General features: G+C 34.4%; 22 protein-coding genes and 1 pseudogene. 1 reads left to right on the top strand and 22 read right to left on the bottom strand.

Features of this window, described 5'->3' with window-relative positions:
* Nucleotides 1-38: 38 nt before the first annotated feature.
* The 5 genes from FDY99_RS15480 to FDY99_RS15460 form a co-directional block, all read right to left on the bottom strand.
* Nucleotides 39-1,535 (bottom strand): relaxase/mobilization nuclease domain-containing protein, encoded by a 1,497-nt coding sequence (locus FDY99_RS15480; protein ID WP_034975946.1) that lies wholly within the window; start codon nucleotides 1,533-1,535, stop codon nucleotides 39-41.
* The gene (locus FDY99_RS15475) at nucleotides 1,532-1,894 is read right to left on the bottom strand and encodes a hypothetical protein (RefSeq protein WP_034975947.1); all 363 of its coding nucleotides are present in this window, start codon (nucleotides 1,892-1,894) and stop codon (nucleotides 1,532-1,534) included. The genes FDY99_RS15480 and FDY99_RS15475 overlap by 4 nt, the downstream gene beginning before the upstream one ends.
* A gap of 37 nt (nucleotides 1,895-1,931) precedes the next feature.
* Complete coding sequence (locus tag FDY99_RS15470) at nucleotides 1,932-2,255, bottom strand: bacteriophage spanin2 family protein (protein WP_034975949.1); 324 nt, start codon at nucleotides 2,253-2,255, stop codon at nucleotides 1,932-1,934.
* Between the two features lie 9 nt (nucleotides 2,256-2,264).
* Nucleotides 2,265-3,356, bottom strand: coding sequence for a hypothetical protein (locus FDY99_RS15465; protein WP_034975952.1), 1,092 nt, complete (start codon nucleotides 3,354-3,356; stop codon nucleotides 2,265-2,267).
* A gap of 83 nt (nucleotides 3,357-3,439) precedes the next feature.
* Complete coding sequence (locus FDY99_RS15460; RefSeq protein ID WP_034975954.1) at nucleotides 3,440-4,234, bottom strand: hypothetical protein; 795 nt, start codon at nucleotides 4,232-4,234, stop codon at nucleotides 3,440-3,442.
* 955 nt (nucleotides 4,235-5,189) lie between these two features.
* Between FDY99_RS15460 and FDY99_RS23550 the strand changes: the two genes are divergently transcribed.
* Nucleotides 5,190-5,321, top strand: coding sequence for a hypothetical protein (locus tag FDY99_RS23550; protein ID WP_262486294.1), 132 nt, complete (start codon nucleotides 5,190-5,192; stop codon nucleotides 5,319-5,321).
* A 498-nt stretch (nucleotides 5,322-5,819) separates the two neighbouring features.
* Here the strand turns inward: FDY99_RS23550 and FDY99_RS23360 are convergent, their stop codons facing one another.
* The 17 genes and pseudogenes from FDY99_RS23360 to FDY99_RS15375 form a co-directional block, all read right to left on the bottom strand.
* The gene (locus tag FDY99_RS23360) at nucleotides 5,820-6,029 is read right to left on the bottom strand and encodes a GDCCVxC domain-containing (seleno)protein (RefSeq protein ID WP_082811089.1); all 210 of its coding nucleotides are present in this window, start codon (nucleotides 6,027-6,029) and stop codon (nucleotides 5,820-5,822) included.
* A complete protein-coding gene (merTP, locus tag FDY99_RS15450; protein ID WP_027381138.1) occupies nucleotides 6,029-6,631 on the bottom strand; it encodes a mercuric transport protein MerTP in 603 nt (200 codons plus the stop codon). Before merTP ends, FDY99_RS23360 begins: the two co-directional genes overlap by 1 nt.
* Entirely contained in the window at nucleotides 6,628-7,002 is a 375-nt protein-coding gene (locus tag FDY99_RS15445) for an ArsR/SmtB family transcription factor (protein ID WP_027381139.1), read from the bottom strand. The genes merTP and FDY99_RS15445 overlap by 4 nt, the downstream gene beginning before the upstream one ends.
* A 59-nt stretch (nucleotides 7,003-7,061) precedes the next feature.
* On the bottom strand, nucleotides 7,062-7,475 hold the full coding sequence (locus tag FDY99_RS15440; protein WP_206605233.1) for a VOC family protein: 414 nt from the start codon (nucleotides 7,473-7,475) through the stop codon (nucleotides 7,062-7,064).
* A gap of 106 nt (nucleotides 7,476-7,581) precedes the next feature.
* Entirely contained in the window at nucleotides 7,582-10,119 is a 2,538-nt protein-coding gene (locus tag FDY99_RS15435) for a multicopper oxidase domain-containing protein (protein WP_139422698.1), read from the bottom strand.
* Nucleotides 10,120-10,121: 2 nt separating this feature from the next.
* The gene (locus FDY99_RS15430; protein WP_068941714.1) at nucleotides 10,122-12,161 is read right to left on the bottom strand and encodes a copper-translocating P-type ATPase; all 2,040 of its coding nucleotides are present in this window, start codon (nucleotides 12,159-12,161) and stop codon (nucleotides 10,122-10,124) included.
* A gap of 85 nt (nucleotides 12,162-12,246) precedes the next feature.
* Nucleotides 12,247-12,717 (bottom strand): heme-binding domain-containing protein, encoded by a 471-nt coding sequence (locus tag FDY99_RS15425; RefSeq protein WP_056028932.1) that lies wholly within the window; start codon nucleotides 12,715-12,717, stop codon nucleotides 12,247-12,249.
* 1 nt (nucleotide 12,718) lies between these two features.
* Nucleotides 12,719-13,258 carry a DUF3347 domain-containing protein gene (locus FDY99_RS15420; RefSeq protein WP_139422696.1) on the bottom strand — a complete coding sequence of 180 codons (540 nt, stop codon included), beginning with the start codon at nucleotides 13,256-13,258 and terminating at the stop codon, nucleotides 12,719-12,721.
* Nucleotides 13,259-13,296: 38 nt separating this feature from the next.
* Nucleotides 13,297-13,809, bottom strand: coding sequence for a DUF305 domain-containing protein (locus FDY99_RS15415; RefSeq protein ID WP_228448806.1), 513 nt, complete (start codon nucleotides 13,807-13,809; stop codon nucleotides 13,297-13,299).
* A 21-nt stretch (nucleotides 13,810-13,830) separates the two neighbouring features.
* Complete coding sequence (locus FDY99_RS15410; protein ID WP_068941707.1) at nucleotides 13,831-14,715, bottom strand: DUF3347 domain-containing protein; 885 nt, start codon at nucleotides 14,713-14,715, stop codon at nucleotides 13,831-13,833.
* Nucleotides 14,716-14,911: 196 nt separating this feature from the next.
* On the bottom strand, nucleotides 14,912-15,124 hold the full coding sequence (locus FDY99_RS15405) for a hypothetical protein (RefSeq protein ID WP_139422692.1): 213 nt from the start codon (nucleotides 15,122-15,124) through the stop codon (nucleotides 14,912-14,914).
* 988 nt (nucleotides 15,125-16,112) lie between these two features.
* Nucleotides 16,113-16,355 (bottom strand): annotated as a pseudogene (locus FDY99_RS15400) (PRTRC system ThiF family protein); the annotation flags it as partial.
* A gap of 82 nt (nucleotides 16,356-16,437) precedes the next feature.
* Nucleotides 16,438-16,845, bottom strand: coding sequence for a DUF1281 family ferredoxin-like fold protein (locus tag FDY99_RS15395; RefSeq protein ID WP_082811087.1), 408 nt, complete (start codon nucleotides 16,843-16,845; stop codon nucleotides 16,438-16,440).
* Nucleotides 16,846-16,950: 105 nt separating this feature from the next.
* Nucleotides 16,951-17,163 (bottom strand): hypothetical protein, encoded by a 213-nt coding sequence (locus FDY99_RS15390; RefSeq protein ID WP_068941697.1) that lies wholly within the window; start codon nucleotides 17,161-17,163, stop codon nucleotides 16,951-16,953.
* 12 nt (nucleotides 17,164-17,175) lie between these two features.
* Nucleotides 17,176-17,571 carry a single-stranded DNA-binding protein gene (locus tag FDY99_RS15385; RefSeq protein ID WP_139422690.1) on the bottom strand — a complete coding sequence of 132 codons (396 nt, stop codon included), beginning with the start codon at nucleotides 17,569-17,571 and terminating at the stop codon, nucleotides 17,176-17,178.
* A 574-nt stretch (nucleotides 17,572-18,145) separates the two neighbouring features.
* The gene (locus FDY99_RS15380) at nucleotides 18,146-18,988 is read right to left on the bottom strand and encodes a toprim domain-containing protein (RefSeq protein ID WP_068945001.1); all 843 of its coding nucleotides are present in this window, start codon (nucleotides 18,986-18,988) and stop codon (nucleotides 18,146-18,148) included.
* Between the two features lie 428 nt (nucleotides 18,989-19,416).
* A complete protein-coding gene (locus FDY99_RS15375; protein WP_139422688.1) occupies nucleotides 19,417-20,547 on the bottom strand; it encodes a hypothetical protein in 1,131 nt (376 codons plus the stop codon).
* Nucleotides 20,548-20,595 lie beyond the last annotated feature (48 nt).

The raw sequence follows: 20,595 nt of genomic DNA, 5'->3' as shown, positions 1-20,595 counted from the left end.
TGATTTTTATTGGACTGAAGATGATTTTTCCATCAACTTTATCGTCTCTTTTTTCGTCTTTTTTTGAGTTCATTTTCGGCAGGGTCTTTTGCAGTTCCCGAACTTTTCATCAACTCAAAAAGCATTTCGTTGACGGCTTTGTTTAATTCTGTTTTTTCATTATTTTCAGTCCGGTTTTCTGTCTGCACTTCATTGACGCTTATGGGATTCAGAAATTTTTGATATTCCTTTTCTCCGATTAATGGTTGAAGTTCACCCACGTAATGAAATCTGGTATGAACAGCATACAGCTTTCCATCTTCGCCTTTTGTTATAGAAATATCTTTTTTTTCATCATTTGTGTTTTTGTTATTTCTAATAAAGTCCTTTACTTCAAACTGGACTTTTCGGTAGGTTTCCAAATCTTTCTTCCCTCGGTTTTCAAAAAGCATAAAGTCCTTGATTTCTGCTTCCGGATTATTCTTCTTAAAAAATTCAAGCAGGATCTTTTTTGTTTCCTGGCTGCGAATATTATAATCCTTCAGTATTTCAAAAGTCTTCTTATCCACCTTGTCAGAAGTAAATTCAAATACTTCATTCATTTTCATAATATCACTTCCTTTGTATACTTCTCCTGTTTTATGGTCGATCACGGTGTAGCCGAAAGGATTTTTATCTTCTTTATGATGAAAAACCATATCGATCCCGAAAACATCTTTCAGCTTTTTTTGGAGCTCGCTTTCAAAGGCAATCTTCATTTTTGAATCATTTCCTCCGTCAGTAGTCTTCTCTTTTGGAAGCACTGCTTCATTTTTTCTATTATCCACCACTTTAAAAACCTTATTGGAATACAATTCTTTGTATTTGCTTAATATGGCTTTCATCTGCTTAGCCCTTTTTTCATTTTTGCTGTTATCAAAAACAATCTGATCCCCTCTAATAGATTTTTGGTTTACTCCGTTTTTTAAAATGTTAAAAGAATTTTCATCACTTGTGTTTTTGCCTATCTTGTAACCATTTCTGCTGAGTAGAGTTTCCAACTGATCAAGCGAACTTATTTTGTAGTTCAGCAGCTTTTCCAGTTCTTCTTCCGGTTTCTGACCATATAATTTTTCCATTGTAACGCTTAATGCTTTTTGGGCTTTAAGCCTTTCATAACTGTCATTGATCTTTTTCCCTGTCTGTTTATCAACCCGGGTTGAAACAATGTGTACGTGATTATTATCTGTATCCTTATGAAAAACCACAATGAAAGGCTGTTCGCCATATTTCATTTCATCCATAAAATTCTCCGTTATCTTAGTAAGCTCTTCTTTCGAATGCCCTTGAAATTTTGTAGAGATCATCGCGTGAAATTGAGGCTTCAACACTTTTTTATTCCCGATTGAAATAGCTCTTAAATAGTTTCTTACTTCTTGCTTGCTGCTTGATTCGTTAATGAATGAAGGAAAATTTTTCATCAGCATTAATTCTCCAATGCCTTTATCAATTTTCTTATCGTTATAATGAACTCCTGGAAAACTCGGACCTGCCGGATCCATGATCTTAACAATCATCTTGATAGCTTTGCATAGATTTTTGTAAAGATTTCGTTCTGTTCTTTTTTCAGAATTATGATCTCTGATAACTTATCCGAAAAATTTCTGAGTTTATTTTCGCTGATAAATTTTTGACCATTTGCTATTTTTGCTACCTGATTGATATTATTTTCAATTTTTCCGAAGATGTTATCCTGTTTTTCAATGAACGCCAATACTTTTCGTCTCTCGTCATCCATCATTCTATTCTCTACGGAATTGATGATTAGACTAGTCAGGGAAATTTGTTTATTGGAACAGATTTTTTTCCAATCTTTCTTCTTTTCACTCTTAATTCTGAAAAAAATAACTTCATCTTTTTGCTCATCAATATTCATCTTTCAAATTCAAATTTGATTTTAAAAATGTTGTTTTCTATATTGGAACAAAGATGACCGCCGCAATTGCCATAATGCCTACAACGATAGAACTAACGACTTTTACTTTTTTCACTTCCCTGATTTGTTTTTTATCTATTGAAATCGTCTCTCCTTTTTTGGAAATACCATAAATATTGTTGCCATCAACTGATGTGATTTTTATTTTGTGGATTTTTGCAGTGAAATCCTGAACGTCATATTTGTGATTTAATGCTAAAGAATTATCTTTTAATGGTTTGCCAGGATTCGAAACAATAGACCTACAAGATGTTAGTGAAAGAGTGATCATCAGGCATAAAAATTTGAAAAAGTTTTTCATAGTTTATGATTAAGGTGTTACCCAACTTGTCAAACCGTTTACGCTTTTTAGAATATATGTTCCGGTAGCAGGCGGAGTTGGAACTATCTCTGTTGCAAAACCAAATGAACCATCTGTTTTGGCAACTACTTTTTTCGTATAGGATGAATCTCCGTCTGCATTGGGCATTTGGGAAGGTGTAACGCTGAGCTTGCCATTGATATTTAACCATCTTTCAGAAAAATCCCCCGAAATCAAAGCAAATTTGTAATCCGTATAATTGTTCGTGATACTATCCCAAAAGCTGGTTGAACTTGTTGTAACGCGGGTTGAATGTATAGCTAGTTTATTACTTACGCTTCTGTTTCCTGTGGCCGGGCTACCAGCGCCAATGCCGATGAAAATATTGTTAGACCCTGTTCGGTTTCCTGTTCCTGACAGATAGCCAATAGAGATGTTATCATTTCCTGAAGTAATGTAGGACATAGCTCCCGGACCAATTCCAATATTTCTACTACCGGAGATTACGCCGTTTGCGATGCCATTCAAAGCAGAAACTCCTGCAGCATAATTAAGTTTGCCTGTAACTTCTCCTTGAGACATTGCATAAGCACTAGCGGAATTTCCTTTTCCAGAGGTTATATTAGAGTCGGTTGCAAAAATAGAATTGTAGTCACCGGTGATTGGACTTCTGGAATTTCCCAGTATGTAATTTTCTTTCTCATCAAAATTAAGATGCAGACTGTTCTTGACAATAAGTTCAACCGTAGAAGTGTTGCCCTTGAGTGCAACTGTATTTAGTGGGTCTTCTTTTATAAATGACTTCCATAGATCACCGTCAAAATAATACAACCCGGACTTTGTGATATGAATAACCTGACCGGATAAATTAGTAGCTGGAGATGTTACAAACACGACAGCTCCTTTTTTTGCAGATGAATATGTTTTTGCTGCGAGTTGGTTACCTGTAATCCTTGGAGGAATAATCCCGTCATAATGATTGGTGTCATTTGGTTTCCCTACAACTTCTAAAGTAGCCTCGGGCGTCTGGGTGTTGATGCCAATCTGTCCCTGTATTGTTGTTGCTATGAAAGGCAGAAAAAAATAAATTAATGTTTTCATTTTATTTTTTATTAAAATTCATTTGGTCTTAAGAATCGTATTAACTGTGTATAATTTGTATTAATTGCTATAATTTTAGCGTCCTAGTGTAGATAGGGTCTGATCCAATTTGAGTAGCCCTGAACTTCTCCATAAGTATAATATGATGTTGATATTGCGCCTAAAGAAGCTTGAGGAATTTTTATGGTGAAATTTTCAAGCAAGGCAGGAATAAGCATTGTTGAATTCTCAGGATGTAAAAAAACAATCTGGTTAGGAATATACCCTATGTCACTAAAGATATCCGGAATATTTATAAGTGCGTCGGAAGTAATTGGTTCTGAATCAGTCGACCTGAATATTTGAAATTTTACATTGACGATACCATTAACTTTTCTGAATGATACGGATCCTTTTAAGCCTCCATAATTTTTGGTCCCAATGGTATAGTATTTAGAAGCGGTTAAATAATTATTTGTATTTCCATTATAATTAACCGGAGCGGACCATGTAGAAGTTGCACTAAGAGCCGCAGTACTGGTATGGTCAAACGTCAATAGAATTCTATATTCAGTGGGTTGCTTTTCTTTTGAAAATGTTTGCCACAAATTGCCATCAAAATAATATAATCCGGGTTCAGTTATTTGAATGACTTGTCCTGATAAATTGTTAGCCGGAGATGTTACAAAGACGACAGTTCCTTTTTTTGTAGATGAATATGTCTTTGCAGCGAGTTGATTTCCTGTAATTCGTGGAGGAATAATTCCGTCATAATGATTGACATCATTTGGTTTTCCTACCACTTCTAAAGTCGCCTCTGGAGTTTCGGTATTGATGCCGACCTGACCTTGGATTGATACTACTATTAATGCCAGTAGAAGATGACTCAATTTTTTCATTAGTATTTTGATTAAAAATTCTGTGACAAAATTGGGCGTTAAAACCTTCTAAAACAATAGTATTCAATGGGTTTGGGCTAAATAAGAATAATCTGGATTAGTTTGGAAACTTCCCAGGATTAAAAAAGAATGATTTGGATTAATTTGGATTCTTGTACCAAAATTTAATTAAAAACAAAAAAACAAGTTCCGCAGTTTTTTTCCCCTTTTTGAAAAAAAGGCAAGATCGTCTTTGGATATAAAACTTGAAAAGTTTGTATATACAAAGACACATCTTGCTCAAAAAGGCCGCTTATTTTTCGGAGTTCTGAAAATCGATTTATATTATTGATAATCAGTAAGTTTGAATCTCCTGTTGTGTTTATTGGGAAATTACAGAAGTGAATTCTTTGAGTATGAAAGAAAAATAATAATTGCTTGTAAAGTGAAAATTTACTTACCGTATTGTAAATCAAATTGTAATGATTTTGACCTGTACTTATTTTACGCAGGTGACCTGTATCTAATTTACGCAGGTATGAGATTGCACCAGTATTCGTATTACGCAGGTGCGATGAGTAATATTGTCCTATTTTTTGCAGATGACCTGTATCTGATTTACTCAGGTATGAATTCCAGCTGTATGTATTTTACGCAGGTTTGATGATTGGCATAATCCTTTTTACTCAGGTAACCTGTATCTAATTTATACAGGTATGGGGTTCAACCTGTATTCGTATTACGCAGGTTAGATGATGTATTGAACTTGCTTTAATTAATGAATTTTCAATGATGTATTTTAATAGTTACGGGAATCCTTTTTTTACTATCCGAAAAAATTCCGTTAGGCAAAAAATGATGAGTATAGAACTATTTTGGATAAATATCAAAAAAGAGCACAAGATTCATTATCATTTTTTTGGTATATTTGAAACTCTTATCAAAATTCTAAACAAAGAAATTTCAATAAAAAAAAATGAGAAGAATATTATTTCTATCTTCAATATCACTGGCTTCATTGGCGTACAGCCAGACCAACTGTGAATCTCTCAAAAAGGAAAACGAAGCTTTACAATCGACGGTTAAAACTTTGTCTTTAGAAAATTAATCTATAAAAAAAGTATTTGATATTAATAATCCAATTCTCGATTCGGAAAAAGACAATTCTTCATTCAAAATAACAAAAGTCGTTGGAAATAAAGCAACGAAAAATATTGCTGTAAGTTTTCTTGTCTAAACAAAAGATGAGAACAAAAAAATGACGATTACCGATATTTCTATTGTAGATATTGAAGGAAATGAATATCAAATAGATTTATATAAATCCAGCAAACCATATCCGGAACTCTCACTGAACACTCCTGTCAAAATAAATTTCTCATTTAAAGATTAAAAAAGAACTAATTTCTTCAGCAGTTGAAAGGAAAAGCTATCAATACATCCTCCCTAAGTTATTGCATTACAACAATGTATTTAATGATGCTTTTTTAAGATCGCTATATGTAGCAAGGTTAGAAATTTTACTTATAGATGAGTTGATACCCAAACTTGTAAATGACAAAATCATAGTTATAAAAAGTGAGGCTAAATTTAACCTCACTTCCATTTATTTACAACAAGCATTTCCCTCTTGAATAGGTGGGCACTTCACTGTGCCATAACTACAAAACACGCAACAATCCCCCTCTTTTGGTTTTAGGATTGTTTTGCAATTCTCACACTGATAGAAAAATTGACAAGCATCAGTTGGCATTTCTTCGGATTTCTTATGTCCGCAGGTTGGACAAGTTATTTCGGATATTAAAATGATGTCCATTATGAAATAATTTTGCTTTTTAGTGATTTGTAACCAGTCGAGTTAATAGCTTTTTCGATTTGCTCGATGCTGGTTTGTTTGTTGTCGAACTTTACAATTGCGTTGCCTTTTTCGTAAGAAACAATAACTTCAACAATGCCTTTTAGTTTGCTAATTTCTGTCTTTACATGATGTTCACATCCTGAACAAGTCATTCCTTTAATAGTAAATTCAACTTTCTGAATTTTAGAAGTCGAGGTAACAATTGCCGTGATTTTTGTCTTCGGAACAAAGATGTGAGCATAACTCGGAAATGATAGAAGTAAAACTGATATTACGGTAATACTTCCTAAAAATGATTTCGTTTGCATAAAATTTTGTTTTTGATTTGTTTCACAATTACAGTCAATTTGTTTTTGAGGTTTCAGTTTTTGATACCAAGCAAAGCCAAGAACTAAAACAGTCATACCAATAAAATAAGGTCGAAAAGGTTCGAGCCACGAAAAGGTAGAAGCAATTCCGCTTGAACCCGCAACTATAGCCAAAATTGGCGTAATACAGCACAAGGACGAAGCAATTGCTGTCAAAAGTCCTGCACCGATTAATTTTTTTTCTGTTTTCATATTGCTTCCAAAATTTTGTTTTCATTAAGGATTTTGAAAAAAGGTTTGAGCATTTTTTCATACTCTTTTGCCAACGAATAGAAAATAGTTTGCGCTTGTCTTTCCGTTTCAATGAGTTTTCTGTCTTTGAGTTTTCGCAAGTGCTGAGAAACTGCCGAAATGGTCATACTGAGAATATCGCTTAGGTCGCAAACACAAAGTTTCTTTTCTTCATAAAGAAGAAAAAGTATTTTCAGTCTTACATTGTTACCCGCTAACTCAAGTCCGCTAGATAAATAATCAACTGTCCCTTTAATTTCACTAATCCGGTCTTTGCAACGCATTATCTGCTTAACGTCTGCCTGCTGCCTTATACAAGAAAGATTATCCATAAGTACAAAGATATGCAAATTGTTTATTTAAGCAAATACTAAAATACAAAAACATCTTTTTATACATTTTCATAAAAGGATAAAAGATTTCCGTATAAGTCTAATGCTGCAAATTCTCTTGTGCCATAATAGGTACTTTCTATCTCTGTTTTTTCATTGTGAAGCACCTCTTTTTCTTTTAGCTCCTTATACAGCTCTTCAACTCCTTTTACTTCAATTCTGCAACTGTGTGTTCCTGCTAAAAAGCTTTCTGCCCCACTACTAATCGGTTTTAGAAATAGAAAAATGCTTTTCCATTTCCAACTATAATTGCAGGAAGCCCACAAATGCAGCTCTATGTTGTCCCGAACCAAAATTGCAAAAGTGTCTTCCTTGTACCGACAATTAAAACCAAATTTGTCTTTGTAAAATTGAACTGCTTTGTCAATTTCCCTGACAGGAAATGCGGGTGTTGTCTTTATCAGTTCTATCATTGTCATGTGCAATTTTAAATTGTAATATTGTGCTAAATAGTCGAGACAGCACAAACGGGTTGAAAAAACGTTTTCGGTTTCCTGGCTTAGCTGTTTATCCTTTGTTTTAATAATTTAAAGATAATCCTATACCCCAGCCCATATCACTATCGTAATGTGTACGAATACCCACATTTTTATTGATAATATATTTTAGCTCTGTCATATACTCTTTATCGGTGTTGACCATAAAACCAGCCCTCAATCTCTTTGTGATGGGAATATCTTCACGCATTAAGGAAAGACGTACAATTCCATCGAGATATACCTCTGCCTGAAAGTTTACTAACATTGGCAAAGTGTACATAAAACCTAAGCTAATAGCTCTACGTGTATCTTTTTCATTTTTCTGTCCAAATAAATTGGTTTCGTGTTCATCCATACCCATTTTACGATATCTCCAATCAAAACCTATAAACGGCATAAACCATTGCATTTTTCCAATGTACCTTCCTAAATGTGTTTCTACTTCATAACCGTGCACATCGTTATAGCCTAATCGCCATTCTGTTCCTAAACTCCATCTTGCCTTTTGAAGCATCGCATCACCATCATTTCCATTGGTAGCAAAATCATTCTGAGCCATAAAGTGTGGCATATTGCTTTCTCTTTGCAACATATTATATGCTTTCTTCTTGTCAGGCAAATTTGGATTTTGATAATCGTCAACCGCAAATACCCTGTTCATTCCTGACATCATATGATAAAGGATATGACAGTGGAAAAACCAATCTCCTTCTTCGTTTGCTAAAAACTCAATAGTATCAGTTTCCATTGGCATTATATCCAACACATTTTTAAGTGGTGATTTTTCGCCTTTACCATTAATTACTCTAAAATCGAAACCGTGCAAATGCATCGGATGGCGCATCATTGAGTTATTATGAATGGTAATTCGTAGAATTTCTCCTTTTTTCACAGGTATTTTATCAACTTCTGAAAGTATTTTATTATCCATGCTCCACACATAACGGTTCATATTTCCGGTAAGGGTAAATTTCAATTCTTTTACTGGAGCATCTTTAGGAAGTTCCGTATTGGAAGGAGATTGTAGCATTGCATAATTCAGCGTTTTGATTTCTCCCAAAGCATTTGCATTGTAACGGTTGGGATCATTTTCCATATTCATATTGTGTTGGCTATGGTCTTCTTTCTGCTTACTATCTCCGGTTATTTCGGGATACATTACCACATTCATATCCATTTGATTAAGGCTCATTTTCATACCCATATCATCTAAATCGCCGTTCATCTTCATCATATCATTCATCATTTTCATCCCCTCAAAATATTTAAGGCGAGGAAGCGGAGAAATAAGTTGTTTAATACCACTACCTACAAAATAGCTTGCCGATTGTGTTCTGTCTTCAGTAGTTGCTAAAAATTCATAGGCAATCCCATCTTCAGGAATCGTAACCACAATATCGTAGGTTTCTGATACTGCAATGATTAATCTATCAACTTCTACAGGTTCTACATCGTTTCCGTCGTTGGCTACTACGGTAATTTTACCTCCTGCATAGCGCAACCAAAAATAAGAGGATGCACCACCATTTGACACTCGTAATCTTACTTTATCTCCTGCTTTTAGCGTTTTGCCATCAACTTTTTTTAAATCTGTAGCGTTATTTCCGTTGATTAAAATTTTGTCATAATAAACATCGCTTACGTCCATTGCCAACATACGTTTCCATTCGTTGGTTACTTTTGTTTTGAAATGACCTTCTTTGATAGCTTCTGCGTAAGATTGTGTTGCATTTTTTTTAATAGCTGCCCAATCATTGGCATTATGCAACATACGGTTGATATTATCCGGGTTTAGGTTTGTCCACTCACTTAAAATGATGGGTACGGTAGGCAAATCATCAATTCCCTCTCTATAAGTTTTATCATCCTCACGCTTTTTCATTACAAAACTGCCATACATACCAATCTGCTCCTGCAAACCTGAGTGGGAATGATACCAATGTGTTCCGTGCTGGATAATTGGAAAACGATAGGTATAAGTTGTGCCTGCCTTAATAGGTTTTTGTGTAAGCCACGGCACACCGTCTTCTTTGTTAGGCAGGAACACTCCGTGCCAATGGAGCGAGGTGCTTTCTTTTAATTGGTTATGGACTACTATTTCGGCTGTATCGCCTTCTGTGAAAGTTAGGGTTGGCATCGGTATTTGACCGTTTACGGCAATGGCTTTCTTTTCTTTACCTGCGTAGTTTACTAGTGTATCTGTGACGTATAATTCGTATCGAACTGTTTTTGGAGGTTTTGTATTTACAATTCTTTTTACGGTTTGATGCTTTTCTTTTGGCATAGACATATTGTTCATTTTGTCAACCTTTTTCGGCTGCTCTTTTGGAGGCATCTGCATTTCATCGTTCTTTTTGTTCGATGACTGCTTTACTGTTTTAGTCTTTTCTTTTATCAATTTCATACCACACTTTGGACAGTTGCCTGGTTTTGCCGCGTGGATTTCAGGATGCATCGAGCAAGTATAAGTTGCCTGTTGCACCTTTTCGTTTTTACTCATATCCATACCTTTCATATCCTGTGCTTGTGCAAAGGTGTACATGGCAAGGATGAATATTATTAATGTTATCTTTTTCATTTTTATTTTTTGATTTTTAAAAAACTTGCATTGATTGCAACTACAACTGTACTAACCGTCATTAAAACCGCACCTGCTGCCGGATTTAATAAGATGCCTTGTTTATATAAAACACCTGCTGCCAAAGGCAATGCGATTACATTGTAACCCGTAGCCCAAATTAAATTCTGTATCATTTTACGATAGGTGGCTTTACCAAATAAAATAAGATTTACAACATCGTTAGGGTTACTGTTTACTAAAACAATACCTGCGGTTTCGGCTGCAATATCACTACCGCTGCCAACTGCAATACCAACATCTGCAATTGCCAATGCTGGTGCATCGTTTACGCCGTCACCTGTCATAGCTACGAATTCGCCTTTGCTTTGCAGTTCTTTTATTTTTTCTAATTTTTGATGTGGCAATACTTCGGCAATAAAACTATCCATGCCTAAAGTGTCACTTACACTTTTTGCTACTTTGTTGTTATCGCCGGTAAGCAAAATGGATCTGATATTGTTGTCTTTTAAGGTCTTGATTGCTTCTGCTGATTCAGGACGGATCTCATCGGACAAAGCAATATAACCTGCCAAATCGTTATTTACGATTAAAAACACAACCGTTTCTGTGTCGTTGGCAGTAAAGCCGTCGGGGATCGCAAAATTATTTTCTTTTAAATACCCCGGACTAACCACCAATATTTTTTTGCCTTCAACTGTTGCTTCAACGCCTTTGCCTGTGATGGCATTGAAATTTTCTGTTGCAGGAATTGTGATTGATAAGTCTTTTACTTTTCGCAAGATGCCTGTTGCAATGGGATGTTCTGATTTTTGTTCTAATGCAGACGCAAGGCGAATGATTTGATTTTCATTGAACTCTTTTTGCAGCGATACAATTTTTGACACTTCAAATCTTCCTACAGTTAATGTTCCTGTCTTGTCAAAAACGATAGTGGTTATTTTTCTTGAATTTTCAAACGCAGTACGATTTTTAATAAGCAATCCGCTTTTAGCTGATAAGGCTGTAGATTTTGCAACAACCAATGGAACTGCCAGACCCAAAGCATGAGGGCAACAAATAACAATTACGGTTACCATTCTTTCCATTGCAAAAGCCAATGATTGCCCTGTGAGATACCAATATAAAAATGTGGCAATGCCGGTAACCAATGCTATAATCGTAAGCCATTTTGCAGCTTTGTCTGCTAATAGCTGCGTTTGTGATTTTGATTTTTGTGCATCGTCCACCAATTTAATAACCTGTGATAAGTAAGAGTCTTTTGCTGCATGGGAAACGGTAACTTTTATAGAACCGTTGCCATTGATTGCACCTGCAATTACTTTATCGCCTTTTACTTTTTGTACTGGTTTGCTTTCGCCTGTAAGCATACTTTCATTCAGGTAGCTTTCGCCTTCTAATATTATTCCATCGGCTGCCACTTTTTCGCCTGGCTTTACTAAAATAATGTCGTTCTCTTTTAATGTGTCGGTTTTTACATCATGCACCATGTTGGGCATTACCATGTGTGCATCGGCTGGCATTAACTGTACCAATAATTCTAATTCTTTTGACGCACCTGCAACAGATTTCATTTCTATCCAATGCCCTAACAGCATAATAAGAATAAGCGTTGCCAATTCCCAAAAGAAATCCATACCCTGTAACCCAAAAACAATTGCAACGCTGTAGATGTAAGCAACTGTTATGGCGAAGCCGATTAAAAACATCATGCCGGGGCTCTTTGCTTTTACTTCGTTGACCAATCCTTTTAAAAATGGAAAGCCACCGTAAAAAAATACAACGGTTGACAATGCAAAGAGTATGTATTGCGAACCTGCAAACTGCCAATCAACTTTCATAAAATGTTGTATCATGGTTGATAGCAACATGATTGGAATGGTTAGGATGAGCACAACATAAAACCTTTTTTTAAAATCGGCAATCATCATGGCATGGTGGTTATGTCCTGCCATTCCCATTGATGGGTTTGCTCCAGGCTGCATATTGCTCATGTTATGCCCTGTATGGGCTTCTTTATTTTCTGTATGTTGATGTTCCATATAAATAATTTTATTTGCAACAATCCTTTTTGCGAATATAGATTGTTTTAAGAATGGTGATTAATATTTTTTTTGTGTACTGCTTTTAATTTTCTATTGAAAGGCTGTCTGCTTTTTTGTTCATCCAATCCATTATCAAACTTTTTTGCTCTTTTGAGAGCTTTGCGTAGCTGTGCATTATTTTATATGAAGCTAAAGGCATTTCATCGTCTTTAATTTGGTTTGCTATTCCTTTCAATTTACTTATTTGCCTTCGACTACTAATACTGCCAAACTCACTAAAGTTTAATTTTTCTTTGCCATTATCAATATGCCTTTTCATCATCCACGCCATAGGCTGTATGTTGGAATACCACGTATTTTTGGTATTATTGCTATGACAATCGTAACAGGCATTTTGTAAAATGTTTTGCACATTTTCCGGAACGGTATAAACTTTTGCAAAATCGGTTTTGTCAACCTGCCCCTTATTTACATTGAGGGCAGGCTGATATAATTGTATAGCAATAAAAAAAAACAGTACTATTGCCAAAATTATCTTTATTACTTTTTTCATTTTATAATTCCTTTTTCACAGAACCGCAGGTAAGCATTTGGCTACCGTAATAAGGATTTTTAATTGCCTTAGCTTCGCTAATCCAAATAGCACCTTTGCCGTCATTGTACATTGGGCAGAAGTCCTGATACAGCTTTTGTGTAGTTCCAAACAAGGTAATAAGGTCGGAAACATCTTTACTCAAGGATGCGAAATGTTCTCTTTGGTGGTCTACCTTTCCTGCGTTGTCGCCAATATGTTCTGCATTTTCCTTGGCATCTTCAGCTATATCCATATATTTTTTATGCTTGTTAGCAGGGATGGCTTTCATATTTACGTTTTTAAATGTTGCCAATAATTGCTTACCTGCATTAGCTGCTGCTTTATCATTATCTGCTACAAGTGCATTTTTTAACGCCAAATAATCTTTTATAATGGGTGCGATAGAGAAGTTTTGAACCTGGTCTTTTACTTCTTGTTTTTCAACTTTTTCAGTCATGGTATCCATTGTTGCCGCTGCAACTGTTACTAATGTAATGATTGAGAAAATTATATTTTTCATTTTAATGCTATTTAATGTTATTAAAGAAATTTTGTTGTTTACTTGTTTTCAAATTCTTTCAGCTTTCGCTTCATGAATTCGATTTCTTTTGCTTGGGTTTCCAATATGTTCTTTTGGAGCTCAATTAATTCGGGGTCGGTAAGCTTAGCTTTTTCAGACATTAATACTGCGGCTGCGTGATGCGGTATCATTCCTTTTACAAATTCCTTATCGCCCACATTTAATTGCTCTCTAATGCCAAACCATGAAAAGATACCAATCGCAAGAGAAACCACAATGACTGCCCAATTGATCTTTTTGTTTTGATACATTCCTTTCATCATCCATAATTCAATAATCAGCATTGCTGAAACCATCAGCAGCGTCATATATAAATTGTTGATGTTCGGGATAAGGTTCTGTAAGCCATCAATCATAGCATACATAATAAAATACATAGCTATAAACATTGCAACAGCCATTACAGCAAAGCGTTTGTACATTGCTAAAGAATGATTGTGATTATTTTCTTCACTCTTTTGAGTATGTTGCATTCCGTGTTGGTTTTTCATACTTTCCATAACAATTGTTTTTTATTTGTTATTAATAATTTCCTGTACGCTGCCACAGGTAAGCATTTTAGAACCGTAATAAGGATTTTTAACCACTTCTTCTTTGCTTAACCAATTTGCACCTTTACCATTGTTGTACATTGGGCAGTGCTGATAATAAACAGGTGTTTCTTGTTTTGATACTTTGATTAATTCGTACATATTTTTAGAAAGCATGGCAAAAGTTTCTCTTTGTTTTGAAACATCTTTGGCTATAGCAATTTTCTCTGCATTTGCTGTTAAATCTTTCATTATTTTCATCCAAACGGTATGTTCTTCTGTTAAAAGCTTTGTCATTTCTACAGCTTTTATTGCCTTTACCAATTCAGCGGCTTTTGCCGATGAAGCACCTGCATCGGTTTTTACCAAAGCATCTTTTACTGCAAAATAGTTGTCAAAAACAGTTTTCAGTTGTGGTGCATTTTGTGTAGTCGTCGTATTTGTGGTAGCCATTTCTTTAGGGTTGTGGCTGCCGTGTTCGGCTTTCATATCCATATCTGCATCTTTGGTCTTTGCAAGTGGTTTTAGTTCCCTGTTATAATGGCAACAGTCGGATAATTTTGCATATACATCATCTGGGGCTAAAAATTTTTCATTGTCGTACCCCGCTAAAGCAATACGTTTTAGAGTCTCATCCTGATTTGTTTTTTTACTATCGTAGTCAATCGTAGCTATCTTGGTATCTTTATTCCAATTTACTGTGACTACATTTTTTACATTTCCTGCTTTTTCAATGGTAGTTTTGCACATTTCGCAGTTGCCATATATTTTTACGGTTTCTGTTTTTGCATTTTTGATTTGTGCAAAACTGTTTACAGCTGATAGTAATACGGTGATTACCATCAATATTTTTGATATTGATTTCATTTTGAAAATTTTAAAATTAATAAGATATATAAAAGGGTTGCGAAAACCGGATTTAGTTTTCGACAAGACGTAACTGTGGATAGCAAGCCATAGTTTTATCCTATTTTAGGCGGTTGCCAAATGGAAGAGTAGCCTGAAGAATAGTAGGCTTGTTTAAAATTGAATTTTTGCTTTTTAGTTTCGGCAAAAAGGTTTGTTAGTTTAAAATAGATAAGCGTAGGTGAGCTAAATGCTGGTGAAGTAGTAATACATATACAACAACTGTGATTACACTTACCGTTGCAGTCGTGACCATCGTTGCATTTTTTACAGGACTTATCCTTACAACCGCTTTTGTGTTCTGCTTTTGCAGATTGGTCTTTAGAACAACTTTTTCGTTCTGTATTGACTGTTTTTTTTGCACAAGCATAGCCTATGCTTGGAATTAGAAAAAAGCCCAAACATAGTAAGATAATAAAGCTGATATGTTTACTAAAAGTTTTCAACATAACAAAATTATGAAATTATTTCTTTTAATTGCTATATTTTACACTTTTTAAATCTCAATCTAAAAGATACTCTATAAGTTTATAGTAAATTTCGTTCATCTAAAAGGGAGACCCAATTAACTAGCGCCCTTCAAATATTGAAAATTAAATAGGTGTTAAATAGTAAAGTTAATTTGTGACCAGGGCTCTATTTGAAAACTGCTTTTTGGATCGTTTCGATTACTTGTGCTCCTAATAATTCGTTTTGATTTTACCGTCAATATTTTATTCATTGCACTTCCTAATTGCAGATGTGATAATTGCAGAGTATTTAGCTGTTATTATGGATTATCTGAATTTTTACATCTTACAACTAGTGACGACAGAAGAAATAGAATATGCTGCAAAATCATTGGGCAGCGCGAAAAGCAAATCATTTTTAAAAATGATTTTTCAATTGAGGCTAAAAATAGATTTATTGATTGTCTGTTCAATGGTTGGACTATATAGAATGTTTATAGACGATTCAATACGAGCCGTTCCCTCTTTTGACAATAAACTAACTGCTTACGTTCAATATATGTGTAAAGAAAAAAGGTTGTCAGATTATACAATTAATAGGCGATGCAGAATGCTTACATATTTATGCTGATAATTTTTAGCATCGATCAAATGTTTAGCTACGAATATAAATTAATATTTAAAATACTACACATAATATATTTATTTAGATGAATCAGGATAATATTGAGGTGAAAAAAAATATTTATACATCTTCAACTAAAACCTACAACCTTTTTTCAAAAACAAACCAAAGCCAAAGTCCGGAATTGTTTTAGAAATGGGGTTGTTCCGCTTTCCGCAAAAATGCGTTTCCGACCGTAGGGAGGAATTGCATTTTTGCCGCCCAACTTTTGGTCAGGCGGTTTTTTATATTTTTATCGGTTGAGAATGGAAATTTTTTAGATTAAGGAAAAAACCTCTGTTTTCTGTCAGTCCATTTCGGAATAAGTTCCACAAAAGAGAACATCCCATTTGTGCCAATGCAGAATTGATATATAAATCCTGTTTTTCAAATGCCTCCGCTAAACTACAACTTGGTGTATCGTCTTCGGTTTCAGACTGTAAAAGCAGTTCTCCAAATTCTTCCGTCACATAAGGAAGATGCGATAATGGCAAAATCGCCATTATCCCATTCACTGTTGGTCATTGTTTTTATCAGTAAATATTCTGTTTGTTGAAGTGATGTTTTCATTTATGCAATTTTTTGTTTGTTACTATTTATTTTCCTGTCTAATAGGATTCTCACAATCTCCTTTTTGTAATCGTAATTTTCACCTTCAAATTCGTAACAATCTGTATCTACATTGTAGATGAAGTCTTGAAAGTCACATTGATTGAGAAAATAATCCTGTAAGATTTGGTTTTCGCATATGGTCTTGCCAAAAACCATACAGCCAGATTCTTCGTAATCCAATACAAATCCGACATCGTAATGATTTGCAACAATCCATAATACTTCGATATTTGGACTCCATCTTGTCTCATAATGGAAAGAACATTCATCTGTTTCACTTAGATAAATTTCACAGAAGTGACCGTTTTTGCTCTTTACAAAATCGGGCAGTTGCCCGATATTTCCCTTAGTTTCCTTTTCTATCATTTCTTGAAATACATTCGAGACTTTGTCCAAAACCTCTTGATTTCCTGTAAATGTTACTTTATTGTTGCACCAATTGCCATAATATTTGTTGTATTAATTGTTGTATTAATTGTTGTTTTCGTAAATGTATGTTCCGCTTGTTTTGAAAGGTTCTTTTCCCTCTGTAAGACGGATTTCTGATTTAAACTTTCTTGAAAGACTTTTTGCATACCATATTGCTGTAGTTCTCTCGCAATAGAATTGGGAAAAGATTTCCACCTTTTCCCAATCATTCTTATCACTTTTCGCTTTCATTTGAAAGTTATATTGTGCTTCCATATTTGAATGCTTTTAGAATGGTAAATCATCGTCCGTATCTTCCGCAAAAGCATTGGACTTCTGTGGCTGTGAAGCTGGTTGTTCTTCTGTGTCAGACTTTTTTCCACCTCCGTGTACTTTGATGTTTGAAGTATGGAAATTCAGTCCCGATTTTATTTCTCCATCTTTTGTAATCCACCCACTCGAACTCGCCCTACCTGTCAATTCAACTAAAGTTCCTTTGGTTAAAATCTTAGCAACATTTGGACTTAGCCAATAAGAACAGTTGTAATAGGTGGTCTGCTCTTTTCGTTCGCCTTGTTTGGTCTTGTAACTGTCATTGATTGCTACTGAAAAATTAACGACCTGCTTGTTGTTTTTTAAATTGTTGATTTCTGCATTTTTTGTAATTCTGCCTACGATGTTCATAATATTTCGTTTTAAATGTTAATAATTATTTTCGCATTTGTTGAAATTTTCGATTTGATTGATTTGGTTTCGAGGACACTCGTTTTTTTTCTTTCTCTGCTTATATCCAATTGGAAAAGCAGAATTATTTGTTGTTTTATTTTGTTGTTTTTTCCGTTGATGTCAAAGACTGTCTGCGATTTAATTGATTCGTATAACTGAGGTTCCGTCTTTTTCTTTGCCGATGATCATAGGAAAGTATCAGGCATATAAAACCACAATCCTCCAAAGTTTTGGAGGATTGTGGCTCGAAATATTTTTGTCCGAAGGATTCAGGAGTGTCTGAAAAAATTATTGGAACTCGTGGAAAGAATTTTTATAGAAACCCAAAAATATTTTTTTAGGTGAATGATGCTGTCCTACATTTGCAATAGTAAAAAGCCAAAAATCAGTTAGAAGTGATTAAATAGAGGGTTTTGATAGTAGGAAAAATGTAAAATTAAACATTAGGTAATCTGTTTTTTTTAAGGTTTAACCAGTTTATGATTTTTAAAATTAAATTTCTCTTTAAAATCATTTTCAGAATTTTTACATTTTACTTTGTTGCACAAAACCACTCGTTTAAATCCTTAAAATCTTTGTACAACAAAGAACAATCTTCAACATTTTTATAGTTTTTCCGGATAACCTGTTTGATTGTAATTCCATTATCATCATTATCTAGGAAAAGTGAGGTTTTATAATATGCTCTAAGTTCTTTATCGACTTTGAAAAGCATTGCCGTAGAATTGAGAATCAAACAATCTGAAATTGAACTTTCTGCACTTTCCAAATTTTTAAAAGTCAGATAATCAAAAAAACCTTCAAAAACTACAATTTCATTGGAAGTATTCAAATCATTTTTTATCAAAGTGACATCTTTTTTGCCCAAACATATCTTTGAATATTTACTTCGGATTTCGACGCCTCCGGAATTATTAAAAAATCCAATGCCGAAATATTTTTTTCCGTTCAGTTCGTAGTAAATCTCTTTAATCAAATTTCTTTGTTCCAAAACCTTTCTGAATTTTAAATATTGGATTAATGCCGGATGTTTGATTTCGCTTACCTTGAGAATCTGATAATTCTTGCTTTGGTCGATTTCTTCAATCTCAAGATTTTCTTGAATCGAAAAATCAAATTTTTCAAGATACTTCAAAGCATCAGAAACTGAACATCGATTCATTTGCTGAACGATTGAAATCACATCATAACTTTTCCCGGTTCCGAAATCAAATGCTTTATTTTTCACAAAATCAACCGAAAAACTCGGGATTTTTTCTTCCCTGTCGAGCGCAAAGTAAAATGCAGTTTTCCAATTCTCTTTAACAGGAAAAAGGCTGAACGATTCCAAAACTGTTCTTATATTCACTTTTTCTTTTACTTCTTCGCAATTCATTTTTTTCTTTTTTAAAGCAATTTTTTTATCCACATTTTCCTTTTTAATAAAAAAAAGACTTTTTAATTACTTTTAATATACTTTTAATGAGGCGTCGTATCCTCTTATGGCAAAGGTTTTGAGCCACTTTTTGGGTGAGCGCAATTCCGAATTCCAGTGAGCGCAATTCCGAAAGTTGAGTGACCGCAATTCCGAAAAAACAACAGTTTTCGGGTGAGTGCAATTCCGAATTCAACTTTCCATTTTCATTCATTTTTAATACAATACTCGTAGTTATCCACATTTTTTTATGGTTATCCATATTTTTAGTGGTTTTGAATTTCGGAGTGAGCGCAATTCCGAAATTTCAATCAAAAGTTTCGGAATTTTAACAATTTTTTAACTTCAGTGACCGCAATTCCGAATTCCAGGTGAGCGCAATTCCGAATTCAAATAATTATCGGGTAACCATTTGGTAATAATTCTCCCATTTTTGTACGCCGATAAATTTGTATGATGTGTTCCTGAATTTCATTTAGAAATAATTTTCCTTGAAATTCCGTAGATTTAATTTCTTTCAATCGAGCTGTTCGGATAAATGCATGGAATGCCTTTTCTATCAAAACTCTTGTTTGTGGAACGTTTCTGTATTGATGGGAAAACTGGAGCATTTCATTTTCGTGCAGACCATATCTTTTTCTGATGTAACTTAATCTTTGGGCAATTTTTTCCCTATTTTCAAGATACACTTCGCTTGATTCCAATTGTTCTCTTGTGTTTTGGGATAAATTGTTGTTCAAAATGATTTTAGTTAAATAAGGAATAATAAAAATTGAATCCCCTCTATAATTGTAATTGAAGGAAAGCGTATTGAATGTATTCAAACTGATTCTTGCAGGTTTTAAAAATTTGAAACAAAAATCCTTGGAAGTTTTATACTTCAATCCAAATTTCTTGTTCAGTGTGGAGAGTTTTAAAACGGCTCCGTTTTCAGGCAGTTTTGCAAGCCAGATAGCGAAAATAATATGCTTATTGTTCCTGATATTGTACACCAAATTGTACAAAACGTAATTGTATTCCGGAATAACCATTAGTTTTTTAAGCCAATAACTACTGATTAGAAACGTGGTGTAACCTCTCTGGTCATAACTAGGTATAGAAATTAGTCCACCAAAAGTTTTGATTTCCTTACCTTTGGAATTAGTAGATTTGTACCAGCTCATTTTGAACTTTGTAAGAAATTCATAAGCATCTACCACCTGCTTTGAAGATCCGCTTGGCGAAATTTTATTGTTCCTGATTTTTAAGGAAGCGAAAATATTGTTCTCGGTTTCAAACTCCTCATCAAACAAGGAGAGTTGTTTAGGTCGGTCTTCCGGACGAAATTGCTCATTGCTGATGATAGAAACAATATTAAATATTACCCGAAGCGCATTGATGGGAATATCCGCAGCCTCGTGACCTTCGAAAATGAAATCGTCCACGAAACGGTTTCCCAAGCGAATTCTCTCAGGATTTATTTCATCATTATTTTCAAATTCCTTGCGGATTAACCGTAAATCCTTTTCCGGGACAGCCATAACATTGCTTTAAATTGGGTTTGAAATTTTTATTTTTCTTGATAAATT

This window comes from Chryseobacterium mulctrae (genome assembly GCF_006175945.1).
GTDB classification, from domain to species: Bacteria; Bacteroidota; Bacteroidia; order Flavobacteriales; family Weeksellaceae; genus Chryseobacterium; species Chryseobacterium mulctrae.
This window is presented reverse-complemented; position numbering and strand designations above follow the sequence as displayed.